Origin of the sequence: Streptomyces eurythermus (genome assembly GCF_014649115.1) — a bacterium.
Taxonomy (GTDB): Bacteria; Actinomycetota; Actinomycetes; order Streptomycetales; family Streptomycetaceae; genus Streptomyces; species Streptomyces eurythermus.
In genome coordinates, this window is record NZ_BMSK01000005.1 from 411,600 (window position 1) to 433,055 (window position 21,456).

At 72.2% G+C, this 21,456-nt stretch carries 19 protein-coding genes and 3 tRNA genes; 11 read left to right on the forward strand and 11 right to left on the reverse strand.

Going from position 1 to position 21,456, the window contains the following annotated elements; all coding sequences use genetic code 11:
- The first annotated feature begins 632 nt into the window (after positions 1 to 632).
- The 4 genes from purD (at position 633) to IE251_RS12130 (ending at position 6,790) form a co-directional block, all read left to right on the forward strand.
- Positions 633 to 1,892, forward strand: a complete 1,260-nt coding sequence (gene purD / locus IE251_RS12115) for a phosphoribosylamine--glycine ligase (RefSeq protein ID WP_189752867.1) — start codon at positions 633 to 635, stop codon at positions 1,890 to 1,892.
- A gap of 279 nt (positions 1,893 to 2,171) precedes the next feature.
- On the forward strand, positions 2,172 to 4,043 hold the full coding sequence (locus tag IE251_RS12120) for a M48 family metalloprotease (RefSeq protein ID WP_189752868.1): 1,872 nt from the start codon (positions 2,172 to 2,174) through the stop codon (positions 4,041 to 4,043).
- 281 nt (positions 4,044 to 4,324) lie between these two features.
- Positions 4,325 to 5,821, forward strand: a complete 1,497-nt coding sequence (locus IE251_RS12125) for a N,N-dimethylformamidase beta subunit family domain-containing protein (RefSeq protein ID WP_189752869.1) — start codon at positions 4,325 to 4,327, stop codon at positions 5,819 to 5,821.
- A gap of 69 nt (positions 5,822 to 5,890) precedes the next feature.
- Positions 5,891 to 6,790, forward strand: coding sequence for a phosphoribosylaminoimidazolesuccinocarboxamide synthase (locus tag IE251_RS12130; RefSeq protein WP_189752870.1), 900 nt, complete (start codon positions 5,891 to 5,893; stop codon positions 6,788 to 6,790).
- Between the two features lie 67 nt (positions 6,791 to 6,857).
- Here IE251_RS12130 and IE251_RS12135 read toward each other — a convergent pair.
- The 8 genes from IE251_RS12135 to IE251_RS12170 form a co-directional block, all read right to left on the reverse strand.
- Positions 6,858 to 6,933: transfer RNA gene (locus tag IE251_RS12135), tRNA-Gly, on the reverse strand.
- 23 nt (positions 6,934 to 6,956) lie between these two features.
- The gene (locus tag IE251_RS12140) at positions 6,957 to 7,571 is read right to left on the reverse strand and encodes a response regulator transcription factor (RefSeq protein ID WP_189752871.1); all 615 of its coding nucleotides are present in this window, start codon (positions 7,569 to 7,571) and stop codon (positions 6,957 to 6,959) included.
- The gene (locus IE251_RS12145; RefSeq protein ID WP_189752872.1) at positions 7,568 to 8,818 is read right to left on the reverse strand and encodes a sensor histidine kinase; all 1,251 of its coding nucleotides are present in this window, start codon (positions 8,816 to 8,818) and stop codon (positions 7,568 to 7,570) included. Before IE251_RS12145 ends, IE251_RS12140 begins: the two co-directional genes overlap by 4 nt.
- Positions 8,819 to 8,831: 13 nt before the next feature.
- Positions 8,832 to 9,611, reverse strand: a complete 780-nt coding sequence (locus IE251_RS12150; protein WP_189752873.1) for an ABC transporter permease — start codon at positions 9,609 to 9,611, stop codon at positions 8,832 to 8,834.
- Positions 9,608 to 10,552 carry an ABC transporter ATP-binding protein gene (locus tag IE251_RS12155; RefSeq protein ID WP_189752874.1) on the reverse strand — a complete coding sequence of 315 codons (945 nt, stop codon included), beginning with the start codon at positions 10,550 to 10,552 and terminating at the stop codon, positions 9,608 to 9,610. Before IE251_RS12155 ends, IE251_RS12150 begins: the two co-directional genes overlap by 4 nt.
- A 126-nt stretch (positions 10,553 to 10,678) precedes the next feature.
- Positions 10,679 to 10,751 (reverse strand) — tRNA-Gly (locus IE251_RS12160).
- 80 nt (positions 10,752 to 10,831) lie between these two features.
- Positions 10,832 to 10,903: transfer RNA gene (locus IE251_RS12165), tRNA-Gly, on the reverse strand.
- A gap of 164 nt (positions 10,904 to 11,067) precedes the next feature.
- Positions 11,068 to 11,385 (reverse strand): histone-like nucleoid-structuring protein Lsr2, encoded by a 318-nt coding sequence (locus tag IE251_RS12170; RefSeq protein ID WP_030619653.1) that lies wholly within the window; start codon positions 11,383 to 11,385, stop codon positions 11,068 to 11,070.
- Between the two features lie 311 nt (positions 11,386 to 11,696).
- Here IE251_RS12170 and purS point away from each other — a divergent pair, with 311 nt between their 5' ends.
- From purS to purL, 3 genes are read left to right on the forward strand one after another with little or no spacing between them, the layout of a single operon-like run.
- Entirely contained in the window at positions 11,697 to 11,960 is a 264-nt protein-coding gene (gene purS / locus IE251_RS12175) for a phosphoribosylformylglycinamidine synthase subunit PurS (protein WP_014673609.1), read from the forward strand.
- The gene (gene purQ / locus IE251_RS12180) at positions 11,957 to 12,637 is read left to right on the forward strand and encodes a phosphoribosylformylglycinamidine synthase subunit PurQ (RefSeq protein ID WP_181793572.1); all 681 of its coding nucleotides are present in this window, start codon (positions 11,957 to 11,959) and stop codon (positions 12,635 to 12,637) included. The genes purS and purQ overlap by 4 nt, the downstream gene beginning before the upstream one ends.
- Positions 12,634 to 14,892, forward strand: coding sequence for a phosphoribosylformylglycinamidine synthase subunit PurL (gene purL, locus IE251_RS12185; protein ID WP_189752875.1), 2,259 nt, complete (start codon positions 12,634 to 12,636; stop codon positions 14,890 to 14,892). Before purQ ends, purL begins: the two co-directional genes overlap by 4 nt.
- Before the next feature lie 60 nt (positions 14,893 to 14,952).
- Here purL and IE251_RS12190 read toward each other — a convergent pair whose 3' ends face one another.
- On the reverse strand, positions 14,953 to 15,372 hold the full coding sequence (locus tag IE251_RS12190; protein ID WP_189752876.1) for a Uma2 family endonuclease: 420 nt from the start codon (positions 15,370 to 15,372) through the stop codon (positions 14,953 to 14,955).
- 118 nt (positions 15,373 to 15,490) lie between these two features.
- On the opposite strand from IE251_RS12190, the gene IE251_RS12195 reads away from it, so the two are divergent.
- The 4 genes from IE251_RS12195 to purM all read left to right on the forward strand — a co-directional run bounded on the left by IE251_RS12195 (position 15,491) and on the right by purM (position 19,606).
- A complete protein-coding gene (locus IE251_RS12195) occupies positions 15,491 to 16,288 on the forward strand; it encodes a sterol carrier family protein (RefSeq protein WP_189752877.1) in 798 nt (265 codons plus the stop codon).
- Positions 16,289 to 16,323: 35 nt separating this feature from the next.
- Entirely contained in the window at positions 16,324 to 16,773 is a 450-nt protein-coding gene (locus IE251_RS12200; RefSeq protein WP_189752878.1) for an META domain-containing protein, read from the forward strand.
- 202 nt (positions 16,774 to 16,975) lie between these two features.
- Complete coding sequence (gene purF / locus IE251_RS12205; protein WP_030619667.1) at positions 16,976 to 18,505, forward strand: amidophosphoribosyltransferase; 1,530 nt, start codon at positions 16,976 to 16,978, stop codon at positions 18,503 to 18,505.
- A gap of 36 nt (positions 18,506 to 18,541) precedes the next feature.
- On the forward strand, positions 18,542 to 19,606 hold the full coding sequence (purM, locus tag IE251_RS12210; RefSeq protein ID WP_189752879.1) for a phosphoribosylformylglycinamidine cyclo-ligase: 1,065 nt from the start codon (positions 18,542 to 18,544) through the stop codon (positions 19,604 to 19,606).
- 99 nt (positions 19,607 to 19,705) lie between these two features.
- Here purM and IE251_RS12215 read toward each other — a convergent pair whose 3' ends face one another.
- Both IE251_RS12215 and IE251_RS12220 read right to left on the reverse strand, forming a co-directional pair.
- A complete protein-coding gene (locus tag IE251_RS12215) occupies positions 19,706 to 19,951 on the reverse strand; it encodes a DUF3073 domain-containing protein (RefSeq protein WP_189752880.1) in 246 nt (81 codons plus the stop codon).
- A gap of 290 nt (positions 19,952 to 20,241) precedes the next feature.
- Positions 20,242 to 21,348: a Leu/Phe/Val dehydrogenase gene (locus tag IE251_RS12220; RefSeq protein ID WP_189752881.1), complete on the reverse strand. Its 1,107-nt coding sequence runs from the start codon at positions 21,346 to 21,348 to the stop codon at positions 20,242 to 20,244.
- Between the last annotated feature and the right edge of the window lie 108 nt (positions 21,349 to 21,456).

The window sequence follows — 21,456 nt, forward strand, 5'->3', positions numbered from 1 at the left end:
GCCACCTCCGCCCGGTCCGCCCTCACGGCGCCCACCACTCCAGCGGGCCCCGGCCGCGCTGGCTCCCGGCTCCGGACCACTGAGCCACCCGGTTCCCGGGTTCCCGGCCTGCCGAGCCCACCCGGCCCCCGGTCCACCAGGCTCACCCAGTCCCCGGCTGACCGGTTCCACCCGGCCCCGGCCCGCCGAGTCGATCCGGCCCCGGGGCCACCGAGTCCACCTGGTCCCGGGCCGCTGGCCGGCCGGTCTCCGGCTCACCGCCTCCGCCCGGTCCGCCCTCACGGCGCCCACCACTCCAGCGGGCCCCGGCCGCGCCGGCTCCCGGCTCCGGACCACTGAGCCACCCGGTTCCCGGGTTCCCGGCCTGCCGAGCCCACCCGGCCCCCGGTCCACCAGGCTCACCCAGTCCCCGGCTGACCGGTTCCACCCGGCCCCGGCCCGCCGAGCCCACCCGGCCCCCGGTCCACCAAGCCCACTTGGCCCCAGGGACCCACCCGGCCCCCAGCCCCCCCCGAGCCCCCGGTCGCCGCTCTCCCAGACCCCACCCCCAACCCCCTCCCCACCCCCTTTGGAGAAAGCTCCGACAAACCCGGGACCCGGGCTTCGGTGACCTTGCCATTAGGCTGACCCCCGTGAAGGTCCTCGTCATCGGCGGCGGCGCCCGCGAACACGCCCTGTGCCGCTCCCTGTCCCTCGACCCCGACGTCACCGCGCTGTACTGCGCCCCCGGCAACGCCGGCATCGCCGAGGTGGCCGAGCTGCACCAGGTCGACGCGCTCGACGGTGCCGCCGTGGCCGGACTGGCCACCCGCCTCGGTGCCGAGCTGGTCGTCGTCGGCCCGGAGGCCCCGCTGGTCGCCGGTGTGGCCGACGCCGTCCGCGCGGCCGGCATCCCGGTGTTCGGCCCCTCCGGGGAGGCCGCCCGGATCGAGGGGTCCAAGGCCTTCGCCAAGGACGTCATGGCGGCGGCCGGGGTGCCGACCGCCCGCTCCTACGTCTGCACCAGCGCCGAGGAGGTCGCCGAGGCCCTGGACGCCTTCGGTGCCCCCTACGTCGTCAAGGACGACGGTCTCGCCGCCGGCAAGGGCGTGGTCGTCACCTCCGACATCGAGGCCGCCAAGGCGCACGCCGCCGGATGCGACCGGGTGGTGATCGAGGAGTTCCTGGACGGCCCCGAGGTGTCCCTCTTCGCCATCACCGACGGCGAGACGGTCGTACCGCTCCAGCCCGCCCAGGACTTCAAGCGCGCCCTGGACGGCGACGAGGGCCCCAACACCGGCGGCATGGGCGCGTACTCGCCGCTGCCGTGGGCCGACCCGAAGCTGGTCGACGAGGTGCTGCAGACCGTGCTCCAGCCGACGGTGGACGAGATGCACCGCCGCGGCACGCCCTTCTCCGGGCTGCTCTACGCCGGCCTCGCGATCACCTCGCGCGGGGTCCGGGTCATCGAGTTCAACGCCCGCTTCGGCGACCCCGAGACCCAGGTCGTGCTGGCCCGCCTGAAGACGCCGCTGGCCGGCGTGCTGATGGCCGCCGCCACCGGGCACCTGGCCGATCTGGCGCCGCTGCGCTGGAGCGAGGACGCGGCCGTCACCGTCGTCGTCGCCTCGCACAACTACCCCGGCACCCCCCGCACCGGCGACCCGATCACCGGGCTGGACGCGGTGGCCGCCGAGGACGCCCCGCACGCGTACGTGCTGCACGCCGGTACGACCCGGCAGGGCGACGCGGTCGTCAGCGCCGGCGGACGCGTGCTGTCCGTCACGGCCACCGGCAAGGACCTGGCCGAGGCGCGCGAGCGGGCCTACCGGGCGGTGGGCCGGATCGGCCTTGACGGCTCGCAGCACCGTACCGACATCGCGGCGAAGGCGGCGCAGTCCCCGGGCGACTGAGCCCGTAACCTTCTGACCTGCACGTATGCCACCCAGGCCCCGGATCCATAATCCGGGGCCTGATCTTTGCTGTCTGTCACCCAGCTCTGACCAAAGCCATTCCATCGAGTGAGCAATCGGCTATCCGGCTGACGGGGGACCAGGCCCCAACTAGGGTGCCGCGCAAGCGTTCCGGCACTTGGCCCACCGGCATTGCGATGTCAGTGGCGGGTGCCACAGTGGGGGAGTGGGCAACACCAGGACAGCACGCGAGCGGCAGGGAGGGGGCGAGATCGGCACGTGACCGGAATCGGTGTGGAGGCGGGCGCGCAGGCCGCGCGCTCCCGGGCCCTCGCCGTGCTGCGGGTCCGGAGCCGGGCGCTGGCCGTGGCGGTGCTGCCCGCGGGCGCCGCGGTGATCCTGCTGACCGGCGCCTCCACCGGCCATCTCGTCGGCCGGGGCTGGGACGCCGCCCGCTGGGCCGTGGGCGTGCCGGCGGTGCTGGTGCTGCTGGCCGCGGCCGGGGTCGGCCTGGTCGTGGCCCGGGCCCGCCCCGCCACCAGCCCCACGGTGCCGGTCCCGGAGGAGTCCGCCCCCGATCTGTACCGGATGGTGCGCGACCTGGCCGACCGCCTGGAGGTTCCGGCCCCGTCGGCCATAGCGCTCACCCCGGACTGCGACAGCTGGCTGGAGGACCGGGCGCACTCGGCGCACGGCCCGCCGCCACGCCCGGCATCCGGCGGGTCGGCGCGCCCGGCCCGCCCCCGGACCCCGACCCCGCCGGTCCTCGTCATCGGCTCGCCCTTCCTGTGGTGGATGCGCGTGGGCGAGCTGCGCGCGGTCCTCGCCCCGGTCGTCGCGGGTACGGGGCCCTCGGCGCACCCGGACATAGCGGCCGCCCGCCGCTTCGTGCGCGGGCTGGACGCGGCCGTGGCCGTCGCCTCCGCACCGGGCCGCCGGCCGCCGGTCCGCGGGCTGTGCGCGGCCGTCGGCTGGGTGGCCCGGCTGCTGCTGCGCGGCTGCCGGGAGCACGCGACGCAGATGGAGCGCGGGGTCGCGGCGGCGGCGGCCGAGCGCGCGCAGGCGGTCGACTACGGCCTGCGGATCGTCGCCCAGGAACAGGTCGGACTCGCCTACGCCGGCTGGGACCGGCTGCTGACCAGGGTCGCGCTGCCCGCCTGGCGCATGGGCCGGTGGCCGTCCCGGCTGGACGCGGGCGTGGTGGCGGCGCTCACCGAGCTGTCCCGCCGCGACCGGCTGGCCGAGGGCTTCACCTCCCGGCTCGGCGAGCGCCCGGCCTGCGATCTGCTGGAGGAGCCCGGCGCGGTGGACGAGGCCGCGTCCCTGCTCGCCGCCCGCCTCTTCCACGGCGGCCCCGCGACGCCGTGCTCCGACTGGGCGCCGGTGGACTGGCAGGCGTATCCGGAGGAGGTCGTGGACCGCACCTGGCGCGTCGACGCGGCCCGCCTGCACCGCGCCCTCGACGCGCTGGGCGTCCGCCCCTCCCGCCACTCCGGCACCCCCGATCCGGGCGGCCCCACCCTGGCCCGGGTCCTGGACCACCTCACCACCGCCGGCCCGGCCCCGGCCGGGCCCGCCCACCCGCACGAGCCCCTCCGGCAGGCCCCCGCCCCCCGAGCCTCCGACGACGGCGGGTACTCCCCGCAGGGGCCACCACCGTCCGACGACGTCACTCGCGCGGGTGGTGTGGGTGGGCGTGACATGGACGCCGACGGCGAGGCCGAGGCGGAGCCCGGCACCGACCGCAGCGTCGCCCTGGCCGCCCGTCTCACCGCCGAGCTGGCCCGCGAGGAGGCCCGCACCCAACGGGCCCGTACAGGCGCCGCCACCGCCCACCAGAGCCCCGACAGCGTGGCCTGGGCCCCCGGTGACTACGGCCTGCCGCCCTTCCCGCTCCAGCCCCACCGCACGGCCCGTGAGCTGCTCGCCGACCACGTCACGGCGATGGTGTGCTGCGCGGCCGTCGACACCGCGGGCGCGGTCCCCGCCCTGGACTGGCTGGACGGCCCCTCCCTGCTGCTGGGCGGCGAACGGGCCGCCGATCTCGCGCCCAAGGTGCTCACCCTGATCGAGGACGGGGACCCGGGCCCGCTGCGCGACTGGCTGACCGCCTTCGGCATACGCCCCGAGAAGCCCGTACGACTGGTGTGACGCCGCGGCGAAGGCCGTAAGCCAAGGCGTCACCGCGCGGCCGTCGGCGCCCAGCTCAGGGGCGTCGGCGCCGTACCCCCGCAGGCCGCTCCCGTAACGGAAAGGCGACTTCCACTTCAGGTCAATTCGCAACGAGTAGTGACCGGCCCCGTGCGTAATGTGATGTGCTGGGACCGACCACGCCTTTGGCAAGGGCGCGCGACATACGACAGCGCGGCCGAACACGGCGGAGCCACCGCACAGCGAGCCCAGACACGGGGGGATGAGGGAGGGGAGCGTCCATGGCCTCGGACCGCATTCGCCGCTGGGAGTCCGGAGCGCTCGCGCATGGCGTCACTGACCCCTTCGGCCAGGGCCCGGTGCCCTGGCTGCGTGGCAGTGAGCCGTACATCGACGACTTCGGCAAGGTGATGCCCTGGTACGTCGACGCCTGCCCGCAGGTGTCCGGGGGGACCGGCCGCCGTGCCACGGCCGCACGCGCCTCCTCCCCCGGGCCCCGCTCCGCCGACGACGTGCGCCTCCAGATCAAGGGCTTCACCTCCACCGGCGCGGTCGCGCCCGGCGAGGCGATCGACTTCCACATCACGGTCGACCCGCCGCAGGAGTTCGTCGTGGACATCTACCGCATCGGCCACTACGGCGGCGACGGCGCGGCGAAGATCACCACCAGCCCCCGGCTCTCCGGCATCGTCCAGCCCCCGCCGCTGACCGCCGACCGCACGGTCTCCTGCCACCACTGGTGGCTGTCCTGGCGCCTCCAGGTGCCCTCCTACTGGAGCATCGGCGCCTATGTGGCCGTCCTGACCACGCACGACGGCTACCGCTCCCACGTGCCCTTCACGGTCCGCGACAGCCACCCCGCCGATCTGCTCCTGCTGCTGCCCGACGTGACCTGGCAGGCGTACAACCTCTACCCGGAGGACGGCCACACCGGCGCCAGCCTCTACCACGCCTGGGACGAGGACGGCCGCCTCCTCGGCGAGGCCGACGCCGCCACCACCATCTCCTTCGACCGGCCGTACGCGGGCGCGGGCCTGCCCCTGCACGTCGGCCACGCCTACGACTTCATCCGCTGGGCCGAGCGCTACGGCTACGACCTCGCCTACGCCGACGCCCGCGACCTGCACGCCGGCCGGATCGACCCCACCCGCTACCGGGGCCTGGTCTTCCCGGGCCACGACGAGTACTGGTCGGCGCCGATGCGCCGGGCCGTCGAGGATGCCCGGGACCGGGGCACCTCGCTGGTCTTCCTCTCCGCCAACACCATGTACTGGCAGGTGGAGCTGGCGCCGTCCCCGTCCGGTGTCCCGGACCGGCTGCTGACCTGCCGCAAGCGCAAGGGCCCGGGGCGGCCGGTGCTCTGGCGCGAGATCGACCGGCCGGAACAGGAACTGATCGGCATCCAGTACGCGGGCCAGGTGCCCGAGCCGCACCCGCTGATCGTCCGCAACGGCGGCCACTGGCTGTGGGAGGCGACCGGCGCGCACGAGGGCGACGAGATCAAGGGCCTGGTCGCCGGCGAGGCGGACCGCTACTTCCCGCGCACCGCGCTGCCCGAGCACGACGAGCGGATCCTGCTCGCCCACTCCCCCTACACCGACGCCGACGGCGTCCGCCGGCACCAGGAGACATCCCTCTACCGCGCCCCCTCCGGCGCCTGGGTGTTCGCCTCCGGGACCTTCGCCTGGTCCCCGGCCCTGGACCGCCCCGGCCACGTGGACGCCCGGATCCAGCGGGCCACGGCGAACCTGCTGGACCGCATCTGCAAACGCGACTGACCCCCGGGCGCGCCCGTCCGGCCCCGTACGGGAGAATCGGGGCATTGGACAGAGCCACGGGGAGGAACCGTGTCCGGATTCGTAGAAAAGCCCGAGCCGATCCAGGTTCCGGGCCTGGTGCACCTGCACACCGGAAAGGTGCGCGACCTGTACCAGAACGAGGCGGGCGACCTCGTGATGGTCGCCAGCGACCGCATGTCCGCCTACGACTGGGTGCTGCCCACCGAGATCCCCGACAAGGGCCGGGTCCTCACCCAGCTCTCCCTGTGGTGGTTCGACCAGCTCCGCGACCTCGCCGAGAACCACGTCATCGGCACCGAGCTGCCCGAGGGCGCCCCGGCCGACTGGGCGGGCCGGACGCTGGTGTGCAAGTCCCTGAGGATGGTCCCGGTGGAGTGCGTGGCCCGCGGCTACCTCACCGGCTCCGGCCTCGCCGAGTACCAGCAGTCCCGTACGGTCTGCGGGCTCGCCCTCCCCGAGGGCCTCGTCGACGGCTCCGAGCTGCCCGCCCCGATCTTCACCCCGGCCACCAAGGCCGAGGTCGGCGAGCACGACGAGAACGTCTCCTACGAGGAGGTGGCCCGCCAGGTCGGCGCGGAGACCGCCGCCCAGCTGCGCCAGGCCACGCTCGCCGTGTACTCCCGGGCCCGGGACATCGCGAAGGACCGGGGGATCATCCTGGCCGACACCAAGTTCGAGTTCGGCTTCGACGGCGACACGCTCGTCCTCGCCGACGAGGTCCTCACCCCGGACAGCTCCCGCTTCTGGCCGGCCGACACCTGGCAGCCGGGCCGCGCCCAGCCGTCGTACGACAAGCAGTTCGTGCGCGACTGGCTGACCTCGCCGGCGTCCGGCTGGGACCGCCGGAGCGAGCAGCCCCCGCCGCCGCTGCCCGAGGAGGTCGTGGCCGCGACCCGGCAGAAGTACGTGGAGGCGTACGAGCGGCTGACCGGCACCCCCTGGTCGTAGCCCGGATACCCCCGGCGGAAGCCGGGGGTACGGAAGAAGCCCCCGGTGGGAACCGGGGGCTTCTGCATGGAGCGGACGACGAGGCTCGAACTCGCGACCTCAACCTTGGCAAGGTTGCGCTCTACCAACTGAGCTACGTCCGCGTTGCGCCGTGGCGCGAGAGCAACTATACCCAACCTCGCTCCCGTGCGAGACGCACCGCCGCATGCCGGTTCTCGGCGCCGAGTTTGGTGACGGCCGAGGAGAGGTAGTTCCGCACGGTCCCCGGCGACAGCGCGGCCCGCTCGGCGATCTCCGCGACCGGCGCCCCGTCGGCGGCCAGCTCCAGCACCTCGGCCTCCCGCGCGGTCAGCGGGGAGTCTCCGGCGGAGATCGCGTCGGCGGCCAACTCGGGGTCGACGTAACGGTTTCCCGCGTGCACGGTCCGGATGATCTCGGCGAGCCGCTGGGCGCTGACGGTCTTCGGGACGAACCCGCGCACACCGGCCGCGAGGGCCCGTTTCAGATGTCCGGGGCGGCCGTGCCCGGTGACGATCAGCACCCGGCAGCCGGGCAGTTCGGTGCGCAGGGATGTGGCGACCTTCACACCGTCGGCGCCCGGCATCTGCAGATCCAGGACGGCCACGTCGGGGGCGTGCGCCCGTGCCATGGCCAGCGCCTCGGGCCCGCTCGCCGCCTCCGCGACGACCATCAGGTCGACCTCCAGGGACAGCAGCGCGGCCAGGGCGCCCCGGATCAGATGCTCGTCGTCGGCCAGCAACAGCCGTACCGGTGCGCTCACGAGGTGACTCCTCTCACAGTGGTCAGGGGTATGTCCGCGACCAGCCGGAACCGGTCCCGGTCCGGGCCGGCGTGGCCCGCCTCCAAGGTCCCGCCCACGGCGGCCAGCCGTTCCCGCAGTCCGGCCAGTCCCGAGCCACTGCCGCTGCCGTCGGCCGACACGGCTCCGTCGTTCTCCACCGTCAGCACCGCCCGCCCCTCACGCACCGTCAGCCCCACCTGACACCGGCTCGCGTCCCCGTGCCGCAGCACGTTGGTGGCCGCCTCGCGCACCACCCAGCCGAGCGCGGACCGCACCTCGGCGGGCAGTCCGCCGGTCTCCGCGCGGACCTGGCAGTCGATCCCGGCCGCCGCCAGCACGCCCTGGGCCCCGGCGAGTTCGGCGGCGAGGTCGGCCTCCCGGTAGCCGCGCACGACGGCCCGCACCTCCCGCTGGGTCTCCTGCGCGATCCGCTGCACCTCGATCATCTGCTCCACCGCCTCCGGCCGCCCGCGCCGGGCCAGTTGCACGGCCAGCTCGCTCTTGAGGGAGATCACCGACAGGTTCCGGCCCACGACGTCGTGCAGGTCCCGGCCGAACCGCAGCCGCTCCTCGGCGACCGCGAGCCGGGCCTCCGTCTCGCGGGCGCGCTCCGCCTCCCACAGCACGGACAGGGTCCAGGAGCCGCACCGGTAGGCGAGCAGCGCGAACACCGCCATGAAGGCGGTGACCGCGGCGGTTCCCACCAGCCCGGCGACGGACCGGTCGGCGACCCCCACGACGGCCATGAGCAGTGCCGTGAGCACCGCCGCGTGCCGCAGGTACACCCGCACCGGGACGGTGAGGCCGTAGAGCATCCCGTACGGCAGCAGGGTGGCGCCGAGTGCCAGCCGGAGCGTCGGCCGGTCGGCTCCGCGTACGGCGGCGAGGGCCACGATCAGCGCCACGGCGAGGCCCAGCAGGACGGCCGGGACGCGGTGGGCGCCGGCCGGCAGCCGGGAACGCCCCAGATAGTGGTCGAGGGCGGGCCGGGTGAGCCGGTTCGCGGCGGCGCACTGCGCGGCGGCCACCAGCATCAGCGGGACGCCGAGGAGGAGGGTCGCGGGCCGGCCGTGGACGAGTGAGGGGGTCAGCGGCAGCATCAGCCAGCTCAGGATGAAGAACCAGGTGGTGACGTACCAGGTGACCACCGTGTACAGCTCCACCCGGTCCGCCTTGCCGCGCTCCCGCCAGTGCCGTTGCTGCCACCGCCGTATCGGCCCCACCACACGCCCCCGTTCCTCAGCGCCGGGGCTCCCACCGGAACCACCGCCGGACAGCGACCACCGCCACCACGGTCCAGGCCAGCGCGGTCGCGAGCGCGCCCAGTGCCTCGTAGGCGCTCAACTGGCCGGTCCAGCCGCCCCGGACGAGCCGGATGGCGGGGGACAGCGGGAGCAGCTCGCAGACGGAGGCGAGCGGTTCCGGCATGACCTCGGTGGGCACCATGATCCCCGAGCCGAGCATCGAACCGAACACCAAGGGCAGCGCGGTGACCTGACCGCTCTCCACGGTCCGGGTGACGGTGGCGGTGAGGGCGGCCAGCGCGGCGCTCAGCACCAGCCCGGCCACCAGCCCCAGCAGGGTCAGGTACGGCGCCTCGGGGGCCCCGGCGTCCAGCAGCGCCGCGCATCCGGCGCACAGCACCAGGGACTGCGCGAGGCCCACGGTCAGGGTGGGCAGGGCGGTGCCGACGAGGATCTCGGTGTCGGTCGGTTCGCCGGTGCGCAGCCGCTTCAGGACGAGTTCCTCGCGGCGGGCCACGTAGGCGTTGACGAGCGCGCTGTAGACGGCGAAGAGGAACGAGAAGCCGATCCCGGCGGTGAGCATGGCGGAGCCGATGCTGATGCCCTGCTTCTCCAGGTCCACGTGGTCCAGGGCCGGCCGCATGCTGAACGGCAGCAGGAGCGGCACCAGGAGCGCGGTGACGACGACCCCGCGGTTGCGGCCGAGCAGGGTCAGTTCGGCCCGGGCCAGCGCCCGCAGCCGGCGCACGGTGGGCGCGGTGAGGGGCGTGCTCATGCCGCCGCCACCTCCTCCCGCTTACCGGCGATCCCGAGGAACGCCTCCTCCAGGGAGGCCGAGCGCACGTCCAGCGCGCCCAGTTCGACCCCGGCCCGCTCGGCCCAGGTGAGGACGGCGGTGGCGGTCCGCTGGAGTTCGCGGGTGCGCAGCCGGACGGTCCGGCCGTCGTACTCGTGGTCCAGGACGCCGAGGGCGGCGAGCGGCGGCAGATCGCCGGGGAAGTAGCCGGGGGGAAGTTCGAAGGACATCCGGGAGGGGCGGCCGGCGGTGACCTCGGCCGGTGTGCCGGAGGCGGCGATCCGGCCCTCGTGCAGGATGGCGAGCCGGTCGGCCAGGTCCTCGGCCTCCTCCAGGTAGTGCGTGGTGAGCAGCACGGTGGTGCCCTGGTCGCGCAGTTCGCGCACCAGCGCCCAGGTGTCCCGGCGGCCCTCGGCGTCGAGTCCGGTGGTCGGCTCGTCGAGGAAGAGCACCTCCGGGTCGCCGAGCAGCGCCAGGGCCAGGTCGAGGCGGCGGCGCTCCCCGCCGGAGAGCTGCTTGACCCGTACGCCGTGCTTGTCCGCGAGCCCCACCCGTTCCAGCACCTCGGCCTCCGGCCGGGCCCCGGTGGTGCAGCCGGCCCACATCCGGGCGGTCTCCGCGACGGTCAGTTCGGCGGGGAAGCCGCCTTCCTGGAGCATCACGCCGGTGCGGGGCCGTACGGCGGCCCGCTCGCGGTAGGGGTCGTGGCCGAGCACCCGGATCCGGCCGCCCGCCGGTTCGGCCAGCCCCTCCAGCAGTTCGACCGTCGAGGTCTTCCCGGCGCCGTTGGTGCCGAGCAGGGCGAAGATCTCCCCGCGCGCCACGGAGAACCCGATTCCGCGTACGGCTTCGAACCCGCCCCCGTAGACACGCCTGAGGTCGGTGACCTCGATCACGTGCTCGTGTCCGTCGATGTTCATGACACCAGCGTCCGCGGGCCGCACCCGCGTCGGCAGTGCGCGATGTCATCGCCGCGCATGACAAATGTCAGCACCGGGCCGGAGCACGAAAAGACCCCGGTCCAGTGGACCGGGGTCTCATTCCCGAGCGGACGACGAGGCTCGAACTCGCGACCTCAACCTTGGCAAGGTTGCGCTCTACCAACTGAGCTACGTCCGCACTGCTCCCGATCGGCTCTCACCGACCGGTGCGAGCACCAGCCTACCTGATCCACCACAGTGGTCGTGTCGGCGGTGCGGAGCGGGTGACAGGAATCGCACACTGCGCCTTCCCCCTGGAAGGGGGATGTTCTGCTACTGAACTACACCCGCGTGTCCTCGGGATCCGGCCTGTCGGCCTCGCCCCTCGGCGTGACCCAGACATTAGCCGATCATCGGGGGGGTAGCGCAAGTCGGCTCCCTCCCGGTCCCGTTTGTCCCAAGTGTACGGCTTCCAGGGCCCGCTGACGGACCCTGGGAGCCGCCCCTTCGCGGGCTCACTGCGCGGCGGTGAACGCCTCGTAGACCTTCTTCGGGATGCGTCCCCGGGCCGGGACGTCCATCTTGTTGGCCTGGGCCCAGGCGCGGACGGCCGCCGGGTCGGGGGCGACCTCCGTCTGCTTGTACGCCTTGCCGGACCGCGACCGCTTGCGGCCGGCCTCGACGTACGGCGCGAGCGCCTTGCGCAGTTTCTTGGCGTTGGTTTCGTTCAGGTCGATCTCGTACGACTTGCCGTCGAGTCCGAAGGCGATCGTTTCCGCCGCTTCCGAGCCGTCGATGTCGTCAAAGAGAGTGACCACGACCTTTTGCGCCACGAATATCGGTCCCTTCGTGCGGCACGTCGTTACAGCTCAACGCCGATGACGTGCCGAGTATCGGCTATTGCCAATTCATTTGTACAGTGCCCGGCAATGAAATGTGAAGCCCGACTAAATCCGTCCGCGTGTCCGGGCGCAATAGGGGGCGGGCGGGCGACTGTGGAACTTTCCCAGAACTTTTCGCGGGTACGTGGCTTCGACACCCGATCGTGATGCGCCTCACGTACTTTCCTCCAACTCTACCCGCGTAGAAATTTTGTGCGGGTAGTCTGAAGGAACCTGCTCAGCACCACACACCGGGAGTGCCAGTGGCACGCGTCGTAGTCGACGTCATGCTCAAGCCGGAGATCCTCGACCCCCAGGGCCAGGCGGTCCAGCGTGCGCTGCCCCGCCTGGGATTCGAAGGGATCTCGGACGTACGTCAGGGAAAGCGTTTCGAACTGGAAGTTGACGGGCCGGTCGACGAGGCCGCCCTCGCCCGCATCCGCGATCTTGCGGAATCCTTCCTCGCCAACACCGTGATCGAGGACTTCACGGTCCGCGTCGACGAAGTCGCGGAGGCGGCCAAGTGACCGCTCGTATTGGCGTCGTCACTTTCCCGGGCAGCCTGGACGACCGGGACACCCAGCGCGCGATCCGCCTCGCGGGCGCCGAACCGGTCGCCCTGTGGCACAAGGACAAGGACCTCAAGCAGGTCGACGCCGTGGTGCTGCCCGGCGGCTTCTCCTACGGCGACTATCTGCGGGCCGGGGCCATCTCCCGGTTCTCGCCGGTGATGGACACCGTGATCGAGCAGGCGAAGGCCGGGCTGCCGGTCCTCGGCATCTGCAACGGCTTCCAGGTCCTCACCGAGGCCCACCTCCTCCCGGGCGCGATGCTCGGCAACGACCACCTCCACTTCATCTGCCGCGACCAGAAGCTGCGGGTGGAGAACGCGGAGACGGCCTGGACCGGCGACTACCGCGCCGGGCAGGAGATCCACATCCCGCTGAAGAACATGGACGGCCGGTACGTCGCCGACGAGTACACGCTCGACAAGCTGGAGGCGGAGGGCCGGGTCGTCTTCCGTTACTTGGACTTCAATCCGAACGGCTCGCTGCGGGACATCGCCGGCATCACCAACGAGGCCGGGAACGTCGTCGGCCTCATGCCGCACCCCGAGCACGCCGTCGAGCCGCTGATCGGTACCGGCCGTACCGACGGGCTCCCGTTCTTCACCTCGATCCTCAAGAAGCTGGTCAACGCATGAGCCGGACGCCTCTGGACACGGTCGAGCACGCGGCCGCGACCCCCGACGTCGAGCTGCCCTGGGCCGAACTCGGCCTGAAGAAGGACGAGTACGAGCGGGTGGTGGAGATCCTCGGCCGCCGCCCGACCGGCGCCGAACTCGCCATGTACTCGGTCATGTGGTCCGAGCACTGCTCGTACAAGTCCTCCAAGGTCCACCTGCGCCAGTTCGGCGAGAAGGCGCCCCAGTCGGACGCGCTGCTCGTCGGCATCGGCGAGAACGCGGGCGTGGTCGACGTCGGCCAGGGTTACGCCGTGACCTTCAAGGTCGAGTCGCACAACCACCCGTCGTACGTCGAGCCCTACCAGGGCGCGGCCACCGGTGTCGGCGGCATCGTCCGCGACATCATCGCGATGGGCGCCCGCCCGGTCGCGGTCGTGGACCCGCTGCGCTTCGGCGCCGCCGACCACCCCGACACCAAGCGCGTCCTGCCGGGCGTGGTCGCGGGCATCGGCGGCTACGGCAACTGCCTGGGCCTGCCCAACATCGGCGGCGAGGTCGTCTTCGACGCCTGCTACCAGGGCAACCCGCTGGTCAACGCCGGTGCCATCGGTGTGATGCGGCACGAGGACATCCACCTCGCCAAGGCCTCCGGCGCGGGCAACAAGGTCATCCTCTACGGCGCCCGGACCGGCGGCGACGGCATCGGCGGCGCGTCCATCCTCGCCTCCGAGACCTTCGACGACGCCAAGCCCTCCAAGCGCCCCGCCGTCCAGGTCGGCGACCCCTTCCAGGAGAAGCTCCTCATCGAGTGCACCCTGGAGGCGTTCAAGGAGAAGCTGGTCGTCGGCATCCAGGACCTCGGCGCGGCGGGCCTGTCCTGCGCGACGAGCGAGCTGGCGTCCAACGGCTCCGGCGGCATGCGCGTGACGCTGGACGACGTGCCGCTGCGCGACTCGACCCTGTCTCCTGAGGAGATCCTCATGAGCGAGTCGCAGGAGCGCATGTGCGCGGTCGTGGAGCCCGAGAAGGTCGGCCGCTTCCTGGAGATCTGCGAGAAGTGGGACGTCATCGCCACCGTCATCGGTGAGGTGACCGACGGCGACCGGCTGGAGATCTTCTGGCACGGCGAGAAGATCGTGGACGTCGACCCGCGCACGGTCGCGCACGACGGCCCGGTCTACGAGCGCCCGTACGCCCGCCCCGACTGGCAGGACGCCCTCCAGGCCGACGACGCGAACAAGCTGCCCCGCCCGGAGACGAGCGAGGAGCTGAAGGACCAGGTCCTGAAGCTGGTGGCGTCGCCGAACCAGGCGTCGAAGAAGTGGATCACGCAGCAGTACGACCACTTCGTGCAGGGCAACACCGTGCTGGCGCAGCCGGAGGACTCCGGCATGATCCGCGTCGACGAGGAGAGCGGTCTCGGCGTCGCGATCGCGACGGACGGCAACGGCCGCTATGCCAAGCTCGACCCGTACACGGGCGCGCAGCTGGCCCTCGCCGAGGCCTACCGGAACGTGGCCACCACGGGCGCCAAGCCGCTGGCCGTCTCCGACTGCCTGAACTTCGGCTCGCCCGAGGACCCGGCCGTGATGTGGCAGTTCGCCGAGGCGGTACGCGGTCTCGCCGACGGATGTCAGCAACTGGGTACCCCGGTGACCGGCGGCAACGTCTCGCTGTACAACCAGACCGGCGAGGCGGCGATCCACCCGACCCCGGTCGTGGCCGTCCTCGGCGTGATCGACGACGTGGCCCGCCGCACCCCGGTCGCCTTCCAGGAGGAGGGCCAGCTGATCTACCTCCTCGGCGACACCCGCGAGGAGTTCGGCGGCTCGGCCTGGTCCCAGGTGGTCCACGACCACCTCGGCGGCCTGCCCCCGGCGGTGGACCTGGAGCGGGAGCGGCTGCTGGCCGAGATCCTGATCTCCGCCTCCCGCGACGGCATGATCGACTCCGCGCACGACCTGTCCGACGGCGGTCTGATCCAGGCGGTCGTGGAGTCCGCGCTGCTCGGCGGCATCGGCGCCCGCCTGGTCGTCCCCGACGGCCTGGACGCCTTCACCTTCCTCCTCTCGGAGTCGGCCGGCCGCGCCATCGTCGCCGTCCCGCGCTCGGAGGAGATCCGCTTCACCGACATGTGCGGTGCCCGCGGTCTGCCGGCCACCCGCATCGGCGTGGTGGACGGCGACACGGTGGAGATCCAGGGCGAGTTCTCCCTCAGCCTGGAGGAACTCCGCAAGGCCCACGAGGAGACGATCCCGGCGCTGCTGGCGTAAGCGGCCGTCCGTCGGAAGGGTCCCGCCCGGACGAGCGCGTCCGGGCGGGACCCCGTCGGCTCAGCGCACGTAGTTCTCGAGGATCTCCGTGTCCAGCTCGATGCCCATCGGGCCGGGCAGGGCCACCTTCTCGCCGAACTTCGAGGTGTGGACGTCGCGGTAGCCGCCGATCCGCCGATCCGGCCCGCTGTGCACGGTGAGCGTGCAGGAGTCCCGGTCGATCAGGAGGTAGAGCGGGATCCCCGCCTGACCGTACGCGGTCGGCTTCTCGTGCCGGTCCCGCCGGTCGGTGTCCGAGTCGTACGAGGTGACCTCGACGGCCATCAGCACACCGGCCGGGTCGGCCCACTCGCCGGCCACCTTCTTGACTCCGATCCGTCCGTTGATGAACTCCAACGTGACGGTCTCGGGAGCGGTGGAGGCGATCTTCTCGAACTCCTGCACCGACATCTGAGACGTGCGCTCGGCCATAACCGTCATGTTCCACCCCCTTCCAGGCGCAGGCCAGTGTTGTCCGGTCCCGGCCTCGCCGAGGCGGGTTCCGACGTCGGCCACCCGCACGAGTGATCGACGGCAGAGACCCGCATAGGCTCGCCCCATGCCGACAGCCAGGAAACGTGCGCGTAGTTACGACCCCGCCAAGACCCGGGCCGCCGTGCTCGCTCAGCTCGGTCATGTGCGGGAGGCCGTGCGCGGGCTGGACGAGGAGCGGCTCGGGCTGCCCACCCGGCTCGGGGAGTGGACCGTGCGGGAGCTGGTCGCACACATCGGCATGGGCGTCACCGCCGTGCTGCGGGCCGCCGCCCGGCCGGCGCCGCCGAAGCAGGACGCCCAGCCGGCCGACTGGGTCTTCGCGGCGGCCGCCGACTCGGCCCCCATCGACGACGGCACGCGCCGGCTCGCCGTGGAGCGCCCGGACCTCGACGCCTACCTCGCCGAGGCCGAGGACGGTCTGCGCGCCCTGCTGGCCGGGCACCCCGCCGGCCGGCTGCTGGAGACCAGCGTGGGCGCCATGCGGCTGGACGACTACCTCGTCACCTCTACCGTCGAACTCGTCACCCACACCGACGACCTGAACGCCGCCGTCCCGGACCTCGCCGTGCCGTACGACCGGCAGGCCCTGGCCGCCGCCACCCGGCTGCTCGCCGACGCGCTGGCCGTCAAGGCGCCCGGCGGCTCCACCGAGGTGCGCGTGCCGCCGTACGCCGTCGTGCAGTGCGTGGAAGGGCCCCGGCACACCCGCGGCACCCCGCCCAACGTCGTGGAGACCGACCCGCTGACCTGGATCCGGCTCGCCACCGGCCGGCTGTCCTGGACGGACGCCGTGGCCGCGGCGCAGGTCAGCGCCAGCGGGGAGCGGGCCGACCTCGGAGGGCTGCTGCCGCTGCTCGGATAGCGGAACCGACAACCCTCCGGGTGCGTCGAAACGGTATGAAACGGCACAAGCAGTGGCTCGGTGCGGCGGCGATCCCCCTGGTGGTGGCCTGTGCCGCCGGGAAGGCGGACAGTGCTGCCATGGGCGCGAGCGAACCGGTGACCGGGGTGGAGTGGCGGGTCGAACGGGTCACCGTCGGCGGTGAGGACCTCACCGCTCCCGCCACCGGCTCCCCGCACCTGCGGATCGGCACCGACGGCAGCGCGGCCGGGAACCTCGGCTGCAACCGGTTCAGCGCCCGCGTCGGCGTGCACGGGGACCGGATCACCTTCGGGGCGCTGCGCACCACCAAGATGGCCTGTGACCCCGACCGGATGAGCTTCGAGCGGGCGCTCGCCAAGGCGCTCGACGGCCAGACCCTCACCGGCGCGGCCGAACACGGCGAACTCACCCTCACCACCGGTCACGGAGACCGCGTGCACCTCACCCGTGGCACTCCCGAATGATGTGCGACACCTCACTCATCGCGGCGGCGAATCGTTCGTAATCGCCTGACAGTGGCCGGGCCCGGGATCCGCCGACTCGTCGCCGCATACGGGATGACCTGCGGAAACGCGAAAACCGCCAACCTGATCGGGGTGGCCGGGCCGGTGGAGGGCACGTATCCCCAATTCGGACCAGTGGACGACCTCGCCTACACTCGGTGGCGTGCCACGTGGTGACGGTCGACTCAATCACGATCTGCTTCCCGGCGAAAAGGGCCCCCAGGACGCTTGCGGCGTCTTCGGCGTCTGGGCTCCGGGTGAAGAGGTCGCAAAGCTCACGTACTTCGGGCTCTACGCCCTCCAGCACCGGGGTCAGGAATCCGCGGGAATCGCGGTCAGCAATGGCTCCCAGATCCTCGTCTTCAAGGACATGGGCCTGGTCTCCCAGGTCTTCGACGAAACCTCGCTCGGTTCGCTCCAGGGTCACATCGCGGTCGGACACGCCCGCTACTCGACCACCGGCGCCTCCGTGTGGGAGAACGCCCAGCCGACGTTCCGTGCCACCGCGCACGGCTCCATCGCGCTCGGTCACAACGGCAACCTGGTCAACACGGCGCAGCTCGCCGAGATGGTCGCCGCCCTGCCCAACGACAACAACAGCCGCTCCACCCGGGTCGCGGCCACCAACGACACCGACCTGCTGACGGCCCTGCTGGCCGCCCAGGTCGACGAGGACGGCAAGCCGCTCACCGTCGAGGAAGCCGCCCACGCGGTGCTCCCGAAGGCGCGCGGTGCCTTCTCGCTCGTCTTCATGGACGAGCACACCCTCTACGCCGCCCGTGACCCGCAGGGCATCCGCCCGCTGGTCCTCGGCCGCCTGGAGCGCGGCTGGGTGGTCGCCTCCGAGACCGCCGCCCTGGACATCACCGGCGCCAGCTTCGTGCGCGAGATCGAGCCGGGCGAGTTCGTCGCCATCGACGAGAACGGCCTGCGCAGCTCGCGATTCGCGGAAGCGAAGCCCAAGGGCTGTGTCTTCGAGTATGTGTACCTGGCCCGCCCGGACACCGACATCGCCGGCCGCAACGTGTACCTCTCCCGGGTGGAGATGGGCCGCCGGCTGGCCAAGGAAGCCCCGGTCGAGGCCGACCTGGTCATAGCGACCCCGGAGTCCGGCACCCCGGCCGCCATCGGCTACGCGGAGGCATCCGGCATCCCCTTCGGTGCCGGCCTGGTCAAGAACGCCTACGTCGGCCGGACCTTCATCCAGCCCTCGCAGACCATCCGCCAGCTGGGCATCAGGCTGAAGCTGAACCCGCTGAAGGAAGTCATCAAGGGCAAGCGCCTGGTCGTCGTCGACGACTCGATCGTGCGCGGCAACACCCAGCGCGCCCTGGTCCGCATGCTCCGCGAGGCGGGCGCCGCCGAGGTCCACATCCGGATCTCCTCGCCGCCCGTGAAGTGGCCCTGCTTCTTCGGCATCGACTTCGCCACCCGCGCGGAGCTGATCGCCAACGGCATGAGCATCGAGGAGATCGGCACCAGCCTCGGCGCCGACTCCCTCGCCTACATCTCCCTCGACGGCATGATCGAGGCGACCACGATCGCCAAGCCGAACCTGTGCCGCGCCTGCTTCGACGGCGAGTACCCGATGGAGCTGCCGGACCCGGAGCTGCTCGGCAAGCAGCTGCTGGAGACCGAGCTGGCCGCCGGTCCCGCCGCCACGGCCGCGGCCGACGCGATCCGCCGCCCGTAACACCCCCCGCAGTACGACACGAAAGCTCTCACAGCCATGTCTGAGACAACTGGTGCCAGCTACGCAGCGGCGGGCGTCGACATCGAGGCGGGCGACCGCGCCGTCGAGCTCATGAAGGAATGGGTGAAGAAGACCCGGCGCCCCGAGGTGCTGGGCGGCCTCGGCGGCTTCGCCGGGCTCTTCGACGCCTCCGCCCTCAAGCGCTACGAACGCCCCCTGCTGGCCTCCGCCACGGACGGCGTCGGCACGAAGGTCGACATCGCCCGCCGCATGGGCGTCTACGACACCATCGGCCACGACCTGGTCGCCATGGTCATGGACGACATCGTGGTGTGCGGTGCCGAGCCGCTGTTCATGACCGACTACATCTGCGTCGGCAAGGTCCACCCCGAGCGGGTCGCGGCCATCGTCAAGGGCATCGCGGAGGGCTGCGTGCTGGCCGGCTGCGCCCTGGTGGGCGGCGAGACGGCCGAACACCCGGGTCTGCTGGGCGAGGACGACTTCGACGTCGCCGGGGCCGGTACGGGCGTTGTGGAGGCCGACCGGCTGCTGGGCGCCGATCGCATCCGCACGGGTGACGCGGTGATCGCGATGGCGTCCTCCGGGCTTCACTCGAACGGGTACTCCCTGGTCCGGCACGTCCTGCTGGACCGCGCCGGGCTGTCCCTGGAGTCGGAGATCGCGGAGCTGGGCCGCAGCCTCGGCGAGGAGCTGCTGGAGCCGACGAAGATCTACTCGCTGGACTGTCTGGCCCTCACCCGCACCGCCGAGGTGCACGCCTTCAGCCACATCACCGGCGGCGGGCTCGCGGCGAACCTGGCCCGGGTGATCCCGGACGGGCTGCACGCGGTGGTCGACCGCTCCACCTGGACCCCCGGCGCGATCTTCGACCTGGTCCAGAAGACCGGCAGCGTCGAGCGCCTGGAGCTGGAGAAGACCCTCAACATGGGCGTCGGCATGATGGCGATCGTCCCGCAGGAGTCGGCCGAGGTGGCCCTCGCGACCCTGGCCGACCGCGGTGTCGACGCCTGGGTGGCCGGCGAGATCACCGAGCGCGGCGAGAAGACGTCGGGCGCCGAACTGATCGGTGACTACGCGTAAGGCCGGGAGGCGGGGCCCCGGCCTCGCCACGGCAGCACAAAACCCGGTCCGGTGCTACGGCCCCGGACCGGGAAAGTGCGGTGAAGCCCGCTGCAAGCGTTACGCGCCGCGACGGTGCTGCTGAGGACCTTCGTCCTCGTCGTCGTCGTCCTCATAGAGGTCGGCGTACCGTGCATACAGGTCGTCGTCGTGCTCATCGTCCTCGAAACGGTCGCCGTTCGGCGACTGGTTCGACGTCGATGCGCCCAGCTCCTCGGCCAGGCGTGAGAGGTCCGTCCCACCGCTGTTGTACTTCAGCTGGCGGGCGACCTTCGTCTGCTTGGCCTTGGCCCGGCCGCGCCCCATGGCTCGACCCCCTCAACGACGGGGCTCGACGGCCCCAGAGTCTGACACGCGTTCATGTTCTGGAACGGACTCTCCGTGGAGAGGCCGGTCCGTAGGGCTTCCACGGTACCTGAGCCCGCGCCCATACGGTACGTCGCCCGCAGCACGCGCGTGTGCACAGGACCTTCGAGGCGCCCCGTCCTCGCTGGTCAGTGGCGATTTTAACCACTTATCGGGGAACGACCCGCCGGGGGAAGTGAGAGTTCTCTCGAAGTTCCCGCCGACGGGTACCGCTCATGTGTGCGAAACCGCTAGCGCGCGGTGCGGCCCACGCGGGCGTCGGCCATCCGCTGCTCGGCGATCCGGTCGGCCGCGGCGGCCGGCGGAATCCCGTCTTCCTTCGCACGTGCGAATATGGCCAGCGTGGTGTCGAAGATCTTCGACGCCTTCTCCTTGCACCGGTCGAAGTCGAACCCGTGCAGCTCGTCGGCCACCTGGATGACCCCGCCGGCGTTCACCACGTAGTCCGGCGCGTAGAGGATCCCGCGGTCGGCGAGGTCCTTCTCCACGCCCGGGTGGGCGAGCTGGTTGTTGGCCGCGCCGCACACCACCTTGGCGGTGAGCACCGGCACGGTGAGGTCGTTCAGCGCGCCGCCGAGCGCGCACGGCGCGTAGATGTCGAGGCCCTCGACCCGGATCAGCGCCTCGGTGCCGGCGACGGCCGTCACGCCCTCGGGGTGCTCGTCGAGGATCCGCCGGACGGCGTCCTCGCGCACATCGGTGATCACGACCTCGGCGCCCTCGTCCCGCAGGTGCCGCACCAGGTGGTGGCCGACCTTGCCGACGCCGGCGACGCCGATCTTGCGGCCGCGCAGCGAGGGGTCGCCCCACAGGTGCTGGGCGGAGGCGCGCATGCCCTGGTAGACGCCGAAGGCGGTGAGCACCGAGGAGTCGCCGGCCCCGCCGTTCTCGGGGGAGCGGCCGGTGGTCCAGCGGCACTCGCGGGCCACGACGTCCATGTCCGCGACGTAGGTGCCGACATCGCAGGCGGTGACGTAGCGCCCGCCGAGGGAGGCGACCATGCGCCCGTAGGCGAGCAGCAGGTCCTCGGTCTTGTCGCGCTCCGGGTCGCCGATGATCACGGCCTTGCCGCCGCCGTGGTCCAGACCGGCCATGGCGTTCTTGTACGACATCCCGCGCGCGAGGTTCAGTGCGTCGGCGACGGCCTCGGCCTCGTTCGCGTACGGGTAGAAGCGCGTGCCGCCGAGGGCGGGGCCCAGGGCGGTGGAGTGGATGGCGATCACGGCCTTGAGGCCGCTGGCGCGGTCCTGGCAGAGCACGACCTGCTCATGGCCGCCCTGGTCCGAGTGGAACAGGGTGTGCAGGACATCGGCAGGCGCGCCGGTTACGTCGGTCACTGTGGTGACTCCTGTGTACTAGCGGCGAGTGGGGTGGGTCCCCGTACGGGTGGCGGGGAGCCGTGGCATGAGCGTAGAGCCTCGGCCCCGTCACCATCCGCTCAGTGT

Coding starts and splice junctions, on each gene's coding strand:
- IE251_RS12125 (WP_189752869.1), top strand. CDS start 4,325: ATGGCCTCGGACCGCATTCGCCGCTGGGAGTCCGGAGCGCTCGCGCAT.
- purM (WP_189752879.1), top strand. CDS start 18,542: ATGTCTGAGACAACTGGTGCCAGCTACGCAGCGGCGGGCGTCGACATC.
- IE251_RS12155 (WP_189752874.1), bottom strand. CDS start 10,552: ATGAACATCGACGGACACGAGCACGTGATCGAGGTCACCGACCTCAGG.
- IE251_RS12195 (WP_189752877.1), top strand. CDS start 15,491: ATGCCGACAGCCAGGAAACGTGCGCGTAGTTACGACCCCGCCAAGACC.
- IE251_RS12215 (WP_189752880.1), bottom strand. CDS start 19,951: ATGGGGCGCGGCCGGGCCAAGGCCAAGCAGACGAAGGTCGCCCGCCAG.
- IE251_RS12190 (WP_189752876.1), bottom strand. CDS start 15,372: ATGACGGTTATGGCCGAGCGCACGTCTCAGATGTCGGTGCAGGAGTTC.
- IE251_RS12150 (WP_189752873.1), bottom strand. CDS start 9,611: ATGAGCACGCCCCTCACCGCGCCCACCGTGCGCCGGCTGCGGGCGCTG.
- purL (WP_189752875.1), top strand. CDS start 12,634: ATGAGCCGGACGCCTCTGGACACGGTCGAGCACGCGGCCGCGACCCCC.
- IE251_RS12200 (WP_189752878.1), top strand. CDS start 16,324: ATGAAACGGCACAAGCAGTGGCTCGGTGCGGCGGCGATCCCCCTGGTG.